Below are 14,157 nucleotides of genomic sequence, written 5' to 3'. Positions count from 1 at the left end.
CACGCGGCCGAGCTTGGGTCAGCGTGCGATCCACCGCGAATACTTGACCCGACGGGCCAAACCGTCGAAACCGTCACCGTCGCGAGCGCTATGCGCCCGACCCCGAGGCCCGCCATCGCGCGGGCCTTTCGCGTTTCAGGACGCTCCCGCACATGCCGATGTCCCCGGAAGTCGCCGCCGCGATCCAGGCGGCGGCGGAGCGCAGCGGCCTGTCCTGGTCGCGGCCGAACTACCTGCCGCGCGTCGCGCAGATCGAGTCCACGGGCGATCCGAATGCCCGCAACGGCAGCGCCGCCGGGCTGTTCCAGTTCATGCCCCGCACGGCCAAGGCGTTCGGACTCAGCAACCCCTACGATCCGGCGGAGGCCTCGGATGCTGCGGCCCGCCTGACGGCCACGAACGAGAGGTCGCTGACGAAGGCGCTGGGTCGCGCTCCGACCGACGGCGAGATGTACCTCGCGCACCAGCAGGGCTCGACCGGGGCCTCGAAGATCCTGGCGAACCCTGGATCTACCATGGGCGCACTCGGCCTCGGGAATGCCGCCACAGGGAACGGTGGCTCGCCCGACATGCTCGCCCGCGACTTCGCCTCGAAGTGGGTCGGGAAGGTCGACCACACGCCGACTGCGCCTGCTCCGACCGCGCCGGCGGGGCAGCCCATGACGCTGCCCGGAGCGTCGGCGGCCCCCGGGTCCCTGGCCTTGAACGGTCCGACGCAGAACGGCGCCGCGCCTTCGGCCGATGGGCTGAGCCTGCCCGATGCCGGCTCCGACCTCGCCGGCACCCTTCCGCGCCTCGCCTTCGGGTTCGGGCCGCTCCAATCCTTGAGGATGCCCTGATGACCGTCCCGCATCACTGGTCGGAGACGCCGGCCAACAACGGCTCGTCCGATCCGAACGCCGACCTGCGCCCCGGCCGGCCGGCGAGCACGGTGCTCGGCGCGATCCGTGGCCTCATGGCGACGGCCGCGCTCGCCCGCGACGACAACGCGGGCCTGCTGATCGCCTCGCTCGGGGCGAACAACGTCTACGCGGTCACGACGAACGAGGGGATGATCGACCCGCAGACCGGGGTGAACGGCATCCCGGTCTCGATCACGAAGCCGTTCACGCTCGCCATCACCTTCGGGGCGGTCCCCGGGGCGCCCCTCGCAACGACTCCCGCACGCCTCGTCGTCGACGGCTTCGACTGCGGGCCGATCCTGCGCAGCGATGGTTCGGCCCTCACCGACGGCGACATCGCGACCGGCCGCGTCTACCGCGTGCTCGGCGACATGGCGGCGGCCACTGACACGAAGGTGACGCGCGTCCGCTCCCTGGCGATGTCCCCGAACGAGGTCACCGCGCTGGCGCAGGCGGCGATCGCCGCAGCGGTCCCGGCGCTCATCGCTACCGCGGTGACGGGCCGCGTAGCCAAGACCGGCGATGCGATGTCGGGCAAGCTTACGATCAACGGGGCGCCTCTCGAGATCGGCGGGGGCCCGTCCCCGTACCTCGACCTCGTCTACGGCAACGTGCTGCGCGCCCGTCAGATCATCGACGCTTCGGGCAACTGGATCCTGCGGAACGGCGATAACGGGGACAACTTCATCTACGTCAGCCCCGCTGGAGCCATCTGGACCAAGCAGTTCGGCGATCTGAACAGTCGCATCGAGGCCCGCGCTGCGAGTTTCGCAGACGACCGACGCAACAACTCGGTCGTGAGCATGCGCTTCGTCTACGCGGGCGACCTGTACAATTCCTGGATGATCGACGCGCAGTTCCACTCCCCGTTCGGAGGGTACGGCTGCATCGTCGACCGCACGACCTTCTACGAGAACGACGGCACTTGGAACATCGGCCTGTTCCGCTGGCGCTACCTGCAGATGCTCATCCCGTATCAGGGTTGGGTCACGGTCGGCGCCGCCTCGTAGCCTCATCGGGAGCCCCAGCGATGGCCTACACCTTCAAGGACCACGGCACGTGGTCCGAATACGTGCCCGACCCGATGCCGGATTGGACGAAGCTCGCCGGCGGGCAGGTGATCTTCCTGCGCCGCGACAGCGACGGGATCGACTGGTACGCCTACCGCAACGCCGACGACACGTTCCAGGCCGGCTCCGTGCTCGCCAACACGATCAAGGATCCGACCGCCGGGCGCGAGGTGATCAAGGCGGTGTTCCGCGATCCGAGCATGATCTTCCCCGTGGGGCAGCGGCTGATCGAGATCTTCGGCGTCGAGCCGACGGACCAGAAGCCGCACAACCTGTTCGCCGAGATGGTCTTCGATCCGGCCACGCACACGCTCTCGGATCAGCCGCCCCAGCCGATCATGTCGGTGCGAGATTACCAGTTCGCCGGCCAGGCCGCGGCCGAGGGCATCATCTCGGACGACGACGCGATGGCGTGGGTTGCCAACGGGAAGACGCCCCAGAAGCTCATCGACGCGGTGACGGCCTCCGTGCCGGATCCGGACCGGCGGAAGCGCGTGCTGCTGTTCCTGGCCGGGACGACGATCTTCCCGCGCAACCACGAGCTGACGCCGATCCTCGCCGCCTCGTTCGGCAAGGACACGGGCGCGAAGCTCGACGCCTTCTTCCAGGCCGCCAGCGACCGCTGAGCGGCGCCGAGCTCCCCTCCTAAGCTCCCCTCCTTCGAGGTCCTGATGCCCCTGCGCTTCCCGGCGCGGGCCGCCCTCGCGTGCCTCGTGCTCGCGGGATCGGTCCCGTGCGCCCATGCTGAGGTCGCCTCCTGGTACGGCCCCGGCTTCCACGGCCGCCGCGCCGCCGACGGGTCGCGCTTCGATCAGGACGCGCTCACCGCCGCGCACAAGACGCTGCCCTTCGGCACCCGGGTGCGGGTGACCTGCGCCGCCACCGGCCGGTCGGTCGTCGTCCGGATCACGGACCGCGGCCCGTTCATCGCCGGCCGGGCGATCGACCTCTCGCGCGGCGCGGCCCGGGCCATCGGCCTGTCGGGCGTCGGCCGCGTCCACCTCGCCATCCTCGGCTGACCCGGAGACCACCTTGGCCGCGAGCCTCAACCGTTCTGCGTTCTTCGACCGCGTGCGCGCCGCGCCCTTCGGTGGCCGGCTCTCGGCCTCGCAGGTCGCCGGCATCGAGGCGATCCTCGACGCGTGCCCGGCGCTGCTCGGGCTCGCCTCGCTGGCCTACTGCCTGGCCACGACCTTCCACGAGACGGCGCGCACGATGCAGCCGATCGAGGAGTACGGACGCGGCAAGGGCCGGACCTACGGCCCGACCGGTTTCTGGGGGCGCGGCTTCGTGCAGCTCACCTGGGAGGCGAATTACGCCAAGGCCACGGCCGCGCTGCGCAAGCTCGGCGTGCTCACCGCGGCCGAGGACCTCGTAAAGACGCCAGCCCTGGCGATGCGCCCGGACGTGGCCGCCGCGATCCTGTTCTACGGCATGGTCGAGGGCTGGTTCACCGGCAAGAAGCTGGCGGACTACTTCGGCCCGGGCCGAAGCGATCCGGTCGGCGCCCGGCGCATCATCAACGGCACGGACAAGGCCGCGACGATCGCCGGCTACCACGCCACCTTCGTGGATGCCTTGAGGGCAGGCGGCTACGCGGCGATCCCCGCCGCCGCGGCGCCCGCGCCGGCCGCGCCGAGCTCCCCTCCCAGGCTCCCCTCTCAGCCGGCGCCGACCGCCCCCGTCGAGCCCAGCTTCTGGGCGCGCCTCCACGCCCTCCTCTCCCGCAAGACCAAGGTGGCCTGACATGCACCGCGCCCGCTTCCGCCGGGTCCGTCTCGGCATCCTGCGCTGGTACGCCGCCGCGCGCGGGTACCGGATCTACGCGCTCGCCCTCGTCCTGGCCGTGCCCGACATCCTCGACGCGCTGGCCGGTGTCGACTTCACTGTCCTGCTGCCGCCGGGTTGGGGGGCGAAGGCCGCCTCCATCCTCGCGATCCTGCGCGTCGTGCTGGGCATCGTGATCCGGCGCCTCGCGATGGTCGGGCCGCCGCCGGCCGCCGGTCCGCGCTGATGGGCGCCGTCCTCGCCATGGCCGGCAGCCTCCTCGTGAAGCTGTTCGGCTCCGGCATCGTCCAGGCGGTCCTCGCCTACCTCAACAAGCGCTCCGACAACGGGGTGCTGACGAACGCGCAGAACGTGACCGGCGACGTCACGGTCGCGCAGGCGCAACTCACCGCCTATGTCGAGGAGCGGAAGGTCATCGCGCAGGAGCGCGCCGAGCAGCATCTGTCGCCCTGGACGGCCTGGATGATCCCGACGGCGTTCGGGTTCTGCATGATCCACTTCGGCGCGATCGTCCTCGACAGCACCTTCCGGTTCAACTGGCAGGTCGCGAAGCTGCCGGCGCCGTACGACGCGATGGAGAACGCCATCGTGCTCTCGGTGATCGGCGTCGCCGGCATCGCCCCGACCGTCCGCCGGATCTTCGGCCGGTAGTCTCTCATCCGCTGAACGCAACGCGGCTTGTCTCTCACCAGGGGCCGGTTCGCTTAACACAAGCCCCTCTCTCGACCGGGAGGGAGCCGCGAAAGACCGCCGCCATGGACACCTCCTTCCTGTCGCCCGGGCCGATCACCTGGGCGCAGCTCATCGCGCTCGCGCTGTTCCTGTTCTCGGTCGGCAAGGGTGCGGACTGGATCATCGGGAAGCTGCGCACCGGCACGAAGGAGGCGGTCTCGCCGCTCACGATCGACATGGCCGCAGCCAAGATCGAGATCCGCTCACTCGAGGAGAAGCTGAACGCCTTCAAGATCGAGGTGGCCCGGACCTACGTGACCGGCGACGTCATCACCCGCCTCGAGCGGCGGATCGACGACATGGTGGTCTCGGTGCGGGATGAGATGAAGGAAACGCGCGAGGCGATGCTGAAGGCCTTCATGCGGCGGCCCGACTGACCGCTACGCCGCCTCTATCTGAGAGTGACGCTTCGGCGCGCGGATCAACGAACAGCTCCGAGGTCATGCCTCGCGCTTCGTGCCGAAGCTCGAACCGCCACATCACGCTGATCGTGTGGTTGTTCGGCAGGATGAGGCGCGTGCCCTCTACGGCAGAACCCGGCGGCGCCATCCGCGCCATACTCGGGACGGTCTCACTCGCGTGCGCGGCGCTGCGCACGACGAAGATGCTCTTGCCGGCGTCGACCGAGGCGGCATGAAGTAGGCAGCGAAGGCGTTCGCGGTGAACGGCGAGGCCGTGCCTCACAGCACTGCGCTCCCTCTGTAGCTTCTTCCTGATTGTATCTCGGCTAGCCATGGCCAGTCCCCTCCGGCGCTCTGAGCGCTTGGCGGCGCGAATATACATCATCCGCACACCTCGGGCGCCCTGGCTTCGTCCGGGGCGCTCTTTTCGCGTTTCAGGGGTGCGCGAGAGGCTTCCCGGTTCGCTCGCTCCAGGCCTTCGCCCGACCCCATGCGGCGGCGAGTGCCTCGATCGCCTCCTCCCGGGTCGGAGCCTCGCCGTTGAGCGGCCGGACGCCCTCGGCCTCGTGGCCGCGCTGGCACCCGGTGCAGCTCCAGAACCAGGTGCCGTTCTGCGGGCCGCCCGCGATCCGCCGGATCCTGCCGACGTGCTGGCCGGCTTCCTCGGCGACGAAATCATGGTGCGTGTCGGGGAAGGTACGGCGCCAGGTGAAGGTCATCAGCAACTGTGCCGACTTTTGTGCGCCGGAAAAACACCTTCTGTTCCGGGGTGTCCGTAATGTCCCGGCCCTGAAGGGCTTGTTTTCCTTCAGGAATTTGGCTGGGGCGCCAGGATTCGAACCTGGGAATGGCGGTACCAAAAACCGCTGCCTTACCACTTGGCGACGCCCCAAGGTGAGCGGAGGCTGTCTAGACGCCGCGCCCGCCCCTGGCAAGCGGTGGATCGCGGCCGTCTAGCCCCCCGCCCGCAGCGGCTTACCGGCGCTCGGGGACGCCGTCGATCCGGCGGGGCAGGCCCAGCGGATTGGCGGCCTGAAGCGCTGCCGGCAACAGCGCGTCGGGAACGTCCTGATAGCTCACCGGCCTCAGGAACCGGTCGATGGCGAGGCTGCCCACCGAAGTCGTGCGCCCGTCCGAGGTCGCCGGATAGGGGCCGCCATGCACCATCGCGTGCGCCACCTCGACCCCGGTCCCGAAGCCGTTGACCAGGATGCGGCCGACGCGGCGCTCCAGGAGCGGCAGCAGGTCCCGCGCCGCCGCGTGATCCTCCGGCGCGAGGTGCAGCGCCGCCGTGAGCTGGCCTTCCAGATGCTCCAGCACCGCCCGCATCGCCGCGAGATCCGCGCAGCGCACCACGAGGCCCGAGGCCCCGAACATCTCCTCCTGCAGCGCGGGATCCGCGAGGAACACGTCCGAATCCGTGGCGAACAGGCTGGCTCGGCCTTGTGTCACCCCGCCCTCCGCACCCTCGGCGATGCGGGTGACGGCGGCGTGCCCGGCCACCCGCGCGACGGCCTCCCGGTAGGCGCGCTGGATGCCGGGCGTCAGCATGGTCGCGGCGGGGCTGTCGCGCAGGGCCGCGCCGGCCGCTTCCAGGAAGGCGTCGAGGCCCGGGCCGGGCAGCGCCAGGATCAGGCCCGGATTGGTGCAGAACTGTCCGGCACCCAGCGTCAGCGACGCCGCGAAGGCTTGGCCGATCGCGGCGCCCCGCGCGGCCAGCGCGCCCGGGAACAGCAGCACCGGATTGATGCTGCTCATCTCGGCATAGACCGGGATCGGCACCGGGCGTGCGGCCGCGATCGCCATCAGGGCCGTGCCGCCCCGACGGGAGCCCGTGAAGCCCACGGCGGCGATCCGGGGATCGGCCACCAGCCCCTGCCCGATCGATTGGCCGGCATCGAACAGCAGTGAGAAGGTCCCCTCGGGCAGGCCGCAGGACGCCACCGCCTTCTGGATGGCGCGGCCGACCAGTTCCGAGGTGCCGGGATGGGCCGGGTGCGCCTTGACCACCACCGGGCAGCCCGCCGCCAGGGCCGAGGCGGTGTCGCCGCCCGCCACCGAGAAGGCGAGCGGAAAGTTCGAGGCACCGAACACCGCCACCGGGCCGACGGCGATCCGGCGCAGGCGCAGGTCCGGCCGGGGCAGCGGCTTGCGGTCCGGCAGGGCCGGATCGATCCGCACTGCGACGGAACTACCCTCGCGGACCACGCCGGCGAACAGGCGCAGCTGGCCCACCGTCCGGGCGCGCTCGCCCTCGATCCGCGGCCGGGGCAACCCCGTCTCTTCCATGCAGCGGGTGACGAGGGCGTCGCCGGTCTCCAGGATGTTGGCGGCGATCGCCTCCAGGAAGCCGGCCCGCGTCTCCGGATCGGTCTCCCGGTAGGTGTCGAAGGCGGCCTCCGCCAGGGCGCAGGCCCTGTCGAGATCGCCAAGGCTCGCGCCGGGGAAATCCGGCTCCAGGGATTCGCCGGTGGCCGCCGCGACGGCCCGGACGGCCGCCTCGGTGCCGCGCCGCGCCTCGGCGCCGATCAGGTTCTCGCCGCGCAGGGTCATGAGCTGCTCCTCTTCGTAGGGGTGCGGGCGGGCCGCACCGGGACGGACGCGCGACGGGCGGTCAGCCCCGCTGCGCCGCCAGGGCCTTCTCGCGGATGGCCGCGAGGGTCATGGTCGGGGTGAGCGCCTCGGGATCGACGCGGCAATGGATCATCGCCGGCAGGCCGGAGGCGAGGCTGCGCTCGAAGGCGGGCGCGAAGTCCGCGGTGCATTCCACGCGCTCGCCATGGCCGCCGCAGGCGCGGGCGAGCGTCGCGAAGTCGGGGTTGCGCAGCTCGGTCGCCGAGACGCGGCCGGGATATTCGCGTTCCTGGTGCATCCGGATCGTGCCGTACATGCCGTTGTCGAGCACGACCGCCACGACGGCGATCCCGTACTGCACGGCGGTGGCGAATTCCTGCACGGTCATCATCACGTCGCCGTCGCCCGCGAGCGCCACGACGATCCGCTCCGGGTGGCTGCGCTTCGCCATCACGGCGGCGGGCAGGCCGTAGCCCATGGAACCCGAGGTCGGCGCGAGCTGCGTGCCGAAGGCGCGGAACCGGTAGTAGCGGTGGACCCAGGTGGCGAAATTGCCGGCGCCATTGCAGATCACCGCGTCCCGCGGCAGCCGCTCCCGCAGCCACGTGATCGCTTCCCCGTACTGGAACGCGCCGGGTTTCGGCTCCGGCGTCTCGGACCATGCGCGGTAGGCGGCGTGGGCCTCGGCGGCGCGACCGCTCCCGGTCGGCGTGAAATCCGGCAGGGCGGCGCAGAAGGTCTCGGGCGCCGCCTCGATCGCCAGCACCGGCTGATAGACCCGCCCGAGCTCCGCCGCGTCGGCATGGACGTGGACCAGGGGCAACCCGGGATTGGGGATGCCGAGGAGGCCGTAGGATTGCGCCGGCATCTCGGACAGGCGTCCGCCCACCATCAGCAGCAGGTCGGCCTCCCGGATCCGGGCCAGCAGCGCCGGGTTCGGCCCGATCCCGAGCTCGCCCGCGAAGTTCGGATGGTCGGCGGGAAAGAGCTGCGCCCGCCGGAACGAGACCGCCACCGGCAGGTCGTGGCGCGCGGCCCAGGCGGCCAGGGTGGCGACGGCGCCCTGCGTCCAGCGGGAGCCGCCGAGCAGCACCATCGGCCGCTGCGCCTCCGCCAGCATCGCCCGCAGACGCTCCACATCGTCCCCGGACGGGGCCGGGGCGGCCGGGACGACGCGCGGCGCGTCGGACACCGCCACGACGTCGTCGAGCATGTCTTCCGGCAGGGCCACCACGACGGGACCGGGACGGCCCTGCATCGCCACCCGGAACGCCCGGGCGAGGATCTCCGGAATGCGCGCCGCGTCGTCGATCTCCACCGCCCATTTGGCGAGCCCGCCGAACATCTGCCGGTAATCGACCTCTTGGAAGGCCTCGCGGTCCCGCATCCGCCGGGCAATCTGGCCGACAAACAGGATCATCGGCGTCGAATCCTGGCGGGCGATGTGCACGCCCGCGGAGGCGTTGGTGGCGCCCGGCCCCCGGGTGACGAAGCAGATGCCGGGGCGGCCGGTGAGCTTGCCCGCGGCCTCGGCCATGATCGCCGCGCCGCCCTCCTGCCGGCAGACCAGCACGTCGATGCCGCTGTCGCGCAGGGCGTCGAGCACCGCGAGGTAGCTCTCCCCGGGGACGCAGGTCACGCGTTCGACGCTCTGAGCGCGGAGCTGGTCGACGAGCACCTGCGCGCCGGTGCGTGGGGGCAATCCGCTCAAGCCGTTCCTCCCTGGCCCTCGGGCCGCATCCGGGGCGTTCCGCCGGGATCGGCCACCGTTCCGCCCGCCGCTGGGATGCTGCTGATATCCCAGTTTCAGGATAGGGGCAGGTTCGGGGCGGTCAACCTGTCAGACCAGGGGCCGCCGGTCGAGGGCCCGGCGGGTCATCCGGTCGAGAAAGTCGAACAGCGTTCCGATCCCGGCCAGGGCCGCCGCTTCGTCCCGCGCCGCGATGCCGGACAGGATCGCCCCGTGGATCTTGGCGCAATCCAGGAAGCTGGCGGTGGGCTCGTAGGTGTACCAGAACCGACGGGACTGGGCGTGGAGCGCCGCCATGGTGCCGGTGAGCGTCGCGTTGTAGGCGGCGCCGACGAGGGCCTCGTGCAGGCCGCGCTTGGTCCGGAAATAGGCCTCCCGATCGCGGGCCTCGGCGGCGCTGCGCAATCCGGCTGCCCGGTCCAGCAGGTGTGCCATGTCCTCCGCCGTGCCGCGCGCGATGACGCAGCGGGCCACGGTCTCGTCGAGGGGGCGCCGCACCTCCAGCAATTCGAGATGCTTGATGACGTCCACCTGGGTAACGAGAACGCCGCGCCGCGGATGGACCTCCACGAACCCGATCGTCTTGAGCCGTGCCAGAGCCTCGCGGACCGGCGTCCGGCCGAGGCCCAGCTCCGCGCCGAGTTCGCCCTCCGAGACCATGGCGCCCGGGGCGAGACGGCGGCTGATGATCATCTGCTCGATGGCGTCATAGGCGGTCTCGGCGAGGGAGCGCGGCCTGCGCCCATCCTCCGGCGGCACCTGTCCGCCGCCCGCAAATCCCAATCCGGCCAAGGGCTTCCCCGTCGATGTCGGATCCTGTCTGTCGCAACCCGTGCCGGTTGACAATGGCGCCGCGCACCGTGCTACTCAAGATCTGGGATATCAGTCCGCGTTCAGTGCGGGCGGGAGCCAAGGCCGGCGCAAGCGACATGTGATTGTCACCGTTCGCGGGTGCCGAGACCGAGGCCCAGGGAGGAGGAGCGGATGTCCGGGATGTCCCCTGAGACGCGCGCCAAGCTGAAGACCGTCAGCACGGCGACGCTGATGACCGCCCTCTACAAGCGCGGCTTCCGCAACCAGATGATCCAGGGCGTGCTGCCCCTGAAGGCCGGCGGCCCGACGATGGTCGGCGAGGCCTACACCCTGCGCTACATCCCGGCCCGGGAGGACCTGAACCCCATCACGGTGTTCCGGGACCGCGCGCATCCGCAGCGCAAGGCCGTGGAGGAGTGTCCGCCCGGCGCCGTGATGGTGATCGACAGCCGCAAGGACGCCCGGGCCGCCTCCGCCGGCTCGATCCTGGCCACCCGGCTGATGGTGCGCGGCTGCGCCGGGCTCGTCACCGACGGCGGATTTCGCGATGCCGACGAGATCGCCCGGCTGGAGATGCCGAGCTATCACGCGCGCCCGTCGGCGCCGACGAACCTCACCCTCCATCAGGCGATCGACATCAACGTGCCGATCGGCTGCGGCGACGCGCCCGTCTTCCCCGGGGACGTGATCGTCGGCGACGGCGACGGGGTGGCGGTGATCCCGGCCCATCTCGCCGACGCCGTCGCCGACGAGGCCGTCGAGATGACCGCCTACGAGGACTTCGTCACCGAGGAGGTTCGCAAGGGCCGCACAATCCTCGGCCTCTACCCTGCCACCGACGAACAGAGCCTCGCCGATTTCGCCGCCTGGCGGAAGCGGGCCGGCCGCTGAGCGTGCCGGACCGGCCCGCTCCAGCCCGGCCCGCGATCGGCAACGGGCCGGAACGCGTCGGATTCGGCTTGGGGGGACGCCATGGCGGCGGGGTTGCGCGGGGGCGCTGCGGCGCCGGAGATCGAGCGGCGGACGGTCGCCAAGGTGTCGTGGCGACTCCTGCCGCTGATCGTCCTGATCTACTTCGTCGCCTACATGGACCGGACGAATGTGGGCTTCGCCGCGTTCGGCCTGAAGCGGGACTTCGGGTTCTCCGCCACGCTCTACGGCTGGGCTGCCGGCATCTTCTTCCTCGGTTACGTCATCTTCGAGATTCCGAGCAACGTCCTTCTGGAGCGCGCCGGGGCGCGGCTCTGGATCGCTCGGATCATGGTCACCTGGGGACTGGTGGCGGGCAGCATGGTCCTCATCACCGGCCCGGTGAGCTTTCTGGCCCTGCGTTTCCTGCTGGGCGTGGCCGAGGCCGGCTTCTTCCCCGGCGTGATCCTCTATTTCACCTTCTGGTTCCCCAAGCGGTACCGGGCCCGCGTGGTCGCCGCCCTGTTCCTGGCGGTGCCGGGCTCGAATGCCCTCACGGCGGTGATCTCGGGGGCGCTGCTCCAGCTCGACGGCGTGCTGGGCCTGCACGGCTGGCAGTGGCTGTTCCTCCTGGAGGCCGCGCCCTCGATCCTGCTGGCGGTCGCGGTTCTGGCGCTGATGACGGACCGGCCCGAACAGGCGGCGTGGCTCGCGGTCGAGGAGCGGCGCTGGCTGAGGGACGAACTCGCGGCGGAGCGTGCGGGCACGCTCAGGGCTCACGGGCATCTCACCCTCAAACAGGCCCTCACCGATCGGCGGGTGCTCGCCCTCGGGGCGATCTACTTCACCATCGGCACCGCCACCTACGGCATCACCTTCTTCATGCCGCCGATCCTGAAGAGCCTGCATCTCACCGACTGGGAGACCGGCGTCGTCACGGCGGTACCCTACGTGGTTGGGACCTTGGGCATGGTCGCCTGGAGCTGGTCGTCGGACCGGCGCAACGAGCGGCGATGGCACTTCGTGATCGCCGCGCTGGTCGCCGCCCTCGGCCTCGTCGCCTCCGGCCCCCTGCTCGGCAGCCTCTGGGCGCTGACGGCGATGTCGGTGGCGACGATCGGGCTCTACGGCAGCAAGCCCGCCTTCTGGGCGATGCCGGGGGAGTTCCTGTCCGGGCCCGCGGCGGCCGGGGGGATCGCCCTGATCAACGCGATCGGCAATCTCGGCGGCTTCGTCGGCCCCTACGTCCTGGGCTGGCTCAAGGATTACACCGGCAGCTACGAGGCGGGACTTTATTTCCTGGCCGCTTGCGCGCTCGCCTCGGCGGCGATCACGGTCGTCTCTGTCCGGTCAGGCCGGGCGGAGGCGGACCCGCGCGATGGGACCGGCGGCGTGTTCCGCCCCGCCGGCCCGAACCCCTGAGACCGGAGACAGAGCGATGACCGCGCGCAAGAAGGACCTGGGCGACCTGCGCAGCCAGCGCTGGTTCGGCGCCACCGACCTGCGCAGCTTCGGCCATCGCTCGCGCATGCTGCAGATGGGCTATGAGCGGGCGGATTTCAGCAACAAGCCTATCGTCGGCATCATCAACACCTGGAGCGACATCAATCCCTGCCACCTGCATTTCCGCGAGCGCGTGGAGCAGGTGAAGCGCGGCGTCTGGCAGGCGGGGGGCTTCCCGATCGAATTGCCGGCGCTGTCGCTGTCCGAGAATTTCGTCAAGCCGACCACGATGCTCTACCGCAACCTCCTGGCCATGGAGGTGGAGGAGCTGCTGCGCCAGCACCCGGTGGACGGGGCGGTGCTGATGGGCGGCTGCGACAAGACCACGCCCGGCACCGTGATGGGCGGCATCTCCATGAACCTGCCGATGATCTTCCTCCCGGCGGGGCCGATGATGCGCGGGCATTTCGGGGGCAAGATCCTCGGCTCCGGCTCGGATGTCTGGAAGTACTGGGCCGAGAAGGAGGCCGGCACCATCACCACGCAGGAGTGGAACGACATGGAGGCGGGCATCGCCCGCTCCGCCGGCACCTGCATGACCATGGGCACCGCCTCGACCATGACGGCGATCACCGAGGCGCTGGGCCTGTCCCTGCCGGGCGCGGCCTCGATCCCGGCGGCCGACGCCGACCATCCCCGCATGGCGAGCGCCTGCGGCCGGCGCATCGTGGACATGATCTGGGAGGACCTGAAGCCCTCCGACATCCTCGACCGGCGCTCCATCGACAACGCGCTCGTCGTCCACAACGCGCTGGCCGGCTCCACCAACGCGATGATCCACCTCGTCGCCATGGCGGGCCGGGCCGGCATCCCGGTCAAGCTCACCGCGTTCGACGAGGTCGCCCAGAAAGTCCCGGTGATCGCCAACCTCCGGCCCTCGGGGCAGTGGCTGATGGAGGATTTCCACATCGCGGGCGGAATCCGGGCGCTGATGGCGCGGCTCTCCTCCCTCCTCCACCTCGACGCCCGCTCGGTCACCGGCGGCACGATCGGCGACGGGCTCGCCGGCGCGAAGGTCTACAACGACGACGTGATCCGCCCCCTCGACAAGCCCATCGTGTCGATGGGCGGGACCGCGATCCTCTACGGCAACCTCGCGCCGGACGGCTGCGTGATCAAGCCGCCCGCCGCCGACCCGCGGCTCCTGCAGCATACCGGCCCCGCCCTGGTCTTCGACAGCTACGACGCGATGAGCGCGGCGGTGAACGACCTCGACCTCGACGTCACCCCCGACCACGTCATGATCCTGCGCAATGCCGGCCCGATCGGCGGGCCCGGCATGCCGGAATGGGGCATGCTGCCGATCCCCAAGGTCCTGCTCCGCCAGGGCGTGCGCGACATGGTCCGCATCTCGGACGCGCGGATGAGCGGGACGAGCTACGGCGCCTGCATCCTGCACGTGGCGCCGGAATCGGCCGCGGGCGGCCCGCTCGCCGCCGTGCGCGACGGCGACCTGATCAGCGTGGACGTGGCCGCCCGCCGGATCCACCTGCACCTGGACGATGCCGAGATTGCCGCGCGGGTGAAGGCCTTCGTGCCGCCCGACCGGGCCTATCCCCGGGGCTACAACCGCCTGTTCGCCCAGCACGTGCGGCAGGCCCACGAGGGCTGCGACTTCGACTTTCTGGAGGGCGCCGGGGGGATCCCGGAACCCGAGATTCACTGACCGGCCCGAGCCGTCGGCAACAGGCGGCGGGCCCGATCACAGGGAGGAC

Annotated in this window: 16 protein-coding genes and 1 tRNA gene; 11 read left to right on the top strand and 6 right to left on the bottom strand. The window is 70.9% G+C overall.

The features are described 5' to 3' along the window. The first annotated feature begins 152 nt into the window (after window positions 1–152). The 8 genes from ABC766_RS29320 (at window position 153) to ABC766_RS29285 (ending at window position 4,869) form a co-directional block, all read left to right on the top strand. Window positions 153–839, top strand: coding sequence for a transglycosylase SLT domain-containing protein (locus ABC766_RS29320; RefSeq protein ID WP_345820095.1), 687 nt, complete (start codon window positions 153–155; stop codon window positions 837–839). Continuing rightward, complete coding sequence (locus tag ABC766_RS29315; RefSeq protein WP_345820094.1) at window positions 839–1,912, top strand: hypothetical protein; 1,074 nt, start codon at window positions 839–841, stop codon at window positions 1,910–1,912. Before ABC766_RS29320 ends, ABC766_RS29315 begins: the two co-directional genes overlap by 1 nt. Window positions 1,913–1,932: 20 nt before the next feature. Further along, a complete protein-coding gene (locus tag ABC766_RS29310; protein ID WP_345820093.1) occupies window positions 1,933–2,598 on the top strand; it encodes a hypothetical protein in 666 nt (221 codons plus the stop codon). A 45-nt stretch (window positions 2,599–2,643) separates the two neighbouring features. Continuing rightward, window positions 2,644–2,991: a septal ring lytic transglycosylase RlpA family protein gene (locus ABC766_RS29305; RefSeq protein WP_345820092.1), complete on the top strand. Its 348-nt coding sequence runs from the start codon at window positions 2,644–2,646 to the stop codon at window positions 2,989–2,991. 13 nt (window positions 2,992–3,004) lie between these two features. After that, the gene (locus ABC766_RS29300; RefSeq protein WP_345820091.1) at window positions 3,005–3,718 is read left to right on the top strand and encodes a hypothetical protein; all 714 of its coding nucleotides are present in this window, start codon (window positions 3,005–3,007) and stop codon (window positions 3,716–3,718) included. Window position 3,719: 1 nt separating this feature from the next. Beyond that, complete coding sequence (locus ABC766_RS29295; protein WP_345820090.1) at window positions 3,720–3,986, top strand: hypothetical protein; 267 nt, start codon at window positions 3,720–3,722, stop codon at window positions 3,984–3,986. After that, window positions 3,986–4,411, top strand: a complete 426-nt coding sequence (locus ABC766_RS29290; RefSeq protein ID WP_345820089.1) for a hypothetical protein — start codon at window positions 3,986–3,988, stop codon at window positions 4,409–4,411. The genes ABC766_RS29295 and ABC766_RS29290 overlap by 1 nt, the downstream gene beginning before the upstream one ends. A gap of 104 nt (window positions 4,412–4,515) precedes the next feature. Beyond that, window positions 4,516–4,869 carry a hypothetical protein gene (locus ABC766_RS29285; protein WP_345820088.1) on the top strand — a complete coding sequence of 118 codons (354 nt, stop codon included), beginning with the start codon at window positions 4,516–4,518 and terminating at the stop codon, window positions 4,867–4,869. Here the strand turns inward: ABC766_RS29285 and ABC766_RS29280 are convergent. The 6 genes from ABC766_RS29280 to ABC766_RS29255 all read right to left on the bottom strand — a co-directional run bounded on the left by ABC766_RS29280 (window position 4,850) and on the right by ABC766_RS29255 (window position 10,009). Beyond that, complete coding sequence (locus ABC766_RS29280; RefSeq protein WP_345820087.1) at window positions 4,850–5,176, bottom strand: hypothetical protein; 327 nt, start codon at window positions 5,174–5,176, stop codon at window positions 4,850–4,852. The genes ABC766_RS29285 and ABC766_RS29280 overlap by 20 nt on opposite strands. A gap of 151 nt (window positions 5,177–5,327) precedes the next feature. After that, on the bottom strand, window positions 5,328–5,612 hold the full coding sequence (locus ABC766_RS29275) for a hypothetical protein (RefSeq protein WP_345820086.1): 285 nt from the start codon (window positions 5,610–5,612) through the stop codon (window positions 5,328–5,330). Between the two features lie 98 nt (window positions 5,613–5,710). Next, window positions 5,711–5,785 (bottom strand) — tRNA-Gln (locus ABC766_RS29270). A gap of 83 nt (window positions 5,786–5,868) precedes the next feature. Then, the gene (locus ABC766_RS29265; RefSeq protein WP_345820085.1) at window positions 5,869–7,446 is read right to left on the bottom strand and encodes an aldehyde dehydrogenase (NADP(+)); all 1,578 of its coding nucleotides are present in this window, start codon (window positions 7,444–7,446) and stop codon (window positions 5,869–5,871) included. 61 nt (window positions 7,447–7,507) lie between these two features. Continuing rightward, window positions 7,508–9,178: a thiamine pyrophosphate-binding protein gene (locus ABC766_RS29260; protein ID WP_345820084.1), complete on the bottom strand. Its 1,671-nt coding sequence runs from the start codon at window positions 9,176–9,178 to the stop codon at window positions 7,508–7,510. 129 nt (window positions 9,179–9,307) lie between these two features. Beyond that, complete coding sequence (locus tag ABC766_RS29255) at window positions 9,308–10,009, bottom strand: GntR family transcriptional regulator (protein WP_053609809.1); 702 nt, start codon at window positions 10,007–10,009, stop codon at window positions 9,308–9,310. Between the two features lie 192 nt (window positions 10,010–10,201). Between ABC766_RS29255 and ABC766_RS29250 the strand changes: the two genes are divergently transcribed. The 3 genes from ABC766_RS29250 to araD all read left to right on the top strand — a co-directional run bounded on the left by ABC766_RS29250 (window position 10,202) and on the right by araD (window position 14,108). After that, window positions 10,202–10,921, top strand: coding sequence for a ribonuclease activity regulator RraA (locus ABC766_RS29250; RefSeq protein WP_342143061.1), 720 nt, complete (start codon window positions 10,202–10,204; stop codon window positions 10,919–10,921). 81 nt (window positions 10,922–11,002) lie between these two features. Beyond that, the gene (locus ABC766_RS29245; RefSeq protein WP_342143059.1) at window positions 11,003–12,361 is read left to right on the top strand and encodes an MFS transporter; all 1,359 of its coding nucleotides are present in this window, start codon (window positions 11,003–11,005) and stop codon (window positions 12,359–12,361) included. Between the two features lie 16 nt (window positions 12,362–12,377). Next, window positions 12,378–14,108 carry an L-arabinonate dehydratase gene (araD, locus tag ABC766_RS29240; RefSeq protein ID WP_053609808.1) on the top strand — a complete coding sequence of 577 codons (1,731 nt, stop codon included), beginning with the start codon at window positions 12,378–12,380 and terminating at the stop codon, window positions 14,106–14,108. Window positions 14,109–14,157: the final 49 nt, after the last annotated feature.

The organism is Methylobacterium fujisawaense, assembly GCF_039619325.1.
Classification (GTDB): domain Bacteria; phylum Pseudomonadota; class Alphaproteobacteria; order Rhizobiales; family Beijerinckiaceae; genus Methylobacterium; species Methylobacterium fujisawaense.
This window is presented reverse-complemented; position numbering and strand designations above follow the sequence as displayed.

Coding starts and splice junctions, on each gene's coding strand:
- ABC766_RS29320 (WP_345820095.1), top strand. CDS start 153: ATGCCGATGTCCCCGGAAGTCGCCGCCGCGATCCAGGCGGCGGCGGAG.
- ABC766_RS29315 (WP_345820094.1), top strand. CDS start 839: ATGACCGTCCCGCATCACTGGTCGGAGACGCCGGCCAACAACGGCTCG.
- ABC766_RS29310 (WP_345820093.1), top strand. CDS start 1,933: ATGGCCTACACCTTCAAGGACCACGGCACGTGGTCCGAATACGTGCCC.
- ABC766_RS29305 (WP_345820092.1), top strand. CDS start 2,644: ATGCCCCTGCGCTTCCCGGCGCGGGCCGCCCTCGCGTGCCTCGTGCTC.
- ABC766_RS29295 (WP_345820090.1), top strand. CDS start 3,720: ATGCACCGCGCCCGCTTCCGCCGGGTCCGTCTCGGCATCCTGCGCTGG.
- ABC766_RS29290 (WP_345820089.1), top strand. CDS start 3,986: ATGGGCGCCGTCCTCGCCATGGCCGGCAGCCTCCTCGTGAAGCTGTTC.
- ABC766_RS29285 (WP_345820088.1), top strand. CDS start 4,516: ATGGACACCTCCTTCCTGTCGCCCGGGCCGATCACCTGGGCGCAGCTC.
- ABC766_RS29275 (WP_345820086.1), bottom strand. CDS start 5,612: ATGACCTTCACCTGGCGCCGTACCTTCCCCGACACGCACCATGATTTC.
- ABC766_RS29265 (WP_345820085.1), bottom strand. CDS start 7,446: ATGACCCTGCGCGGCGAGAACCTGATCGGCGCCGAGGCGCGGCGCGGC.
- ABC766_RS29250 (WP_342143061.1), top strand. CDS start 10,202: ATGTCCGGGATGTCCCCTGAGACGCGCGCCAAGCTGAAGACCGTCAGC.
- ABC766_RS29245 (WP_342143059.1), top strand. CDS start 11,003: ATGGCGGCGGGGTTGCGCGGGGGCGCTGCGGCGCCGGAGATCGAGCGG.
- araD (WP_053609808.1), top strand. CDS start 12,378: ATGACCGCGCGCAAGAAGGACCTGGGCGACCTGCGCAGCCAGCGCTGG.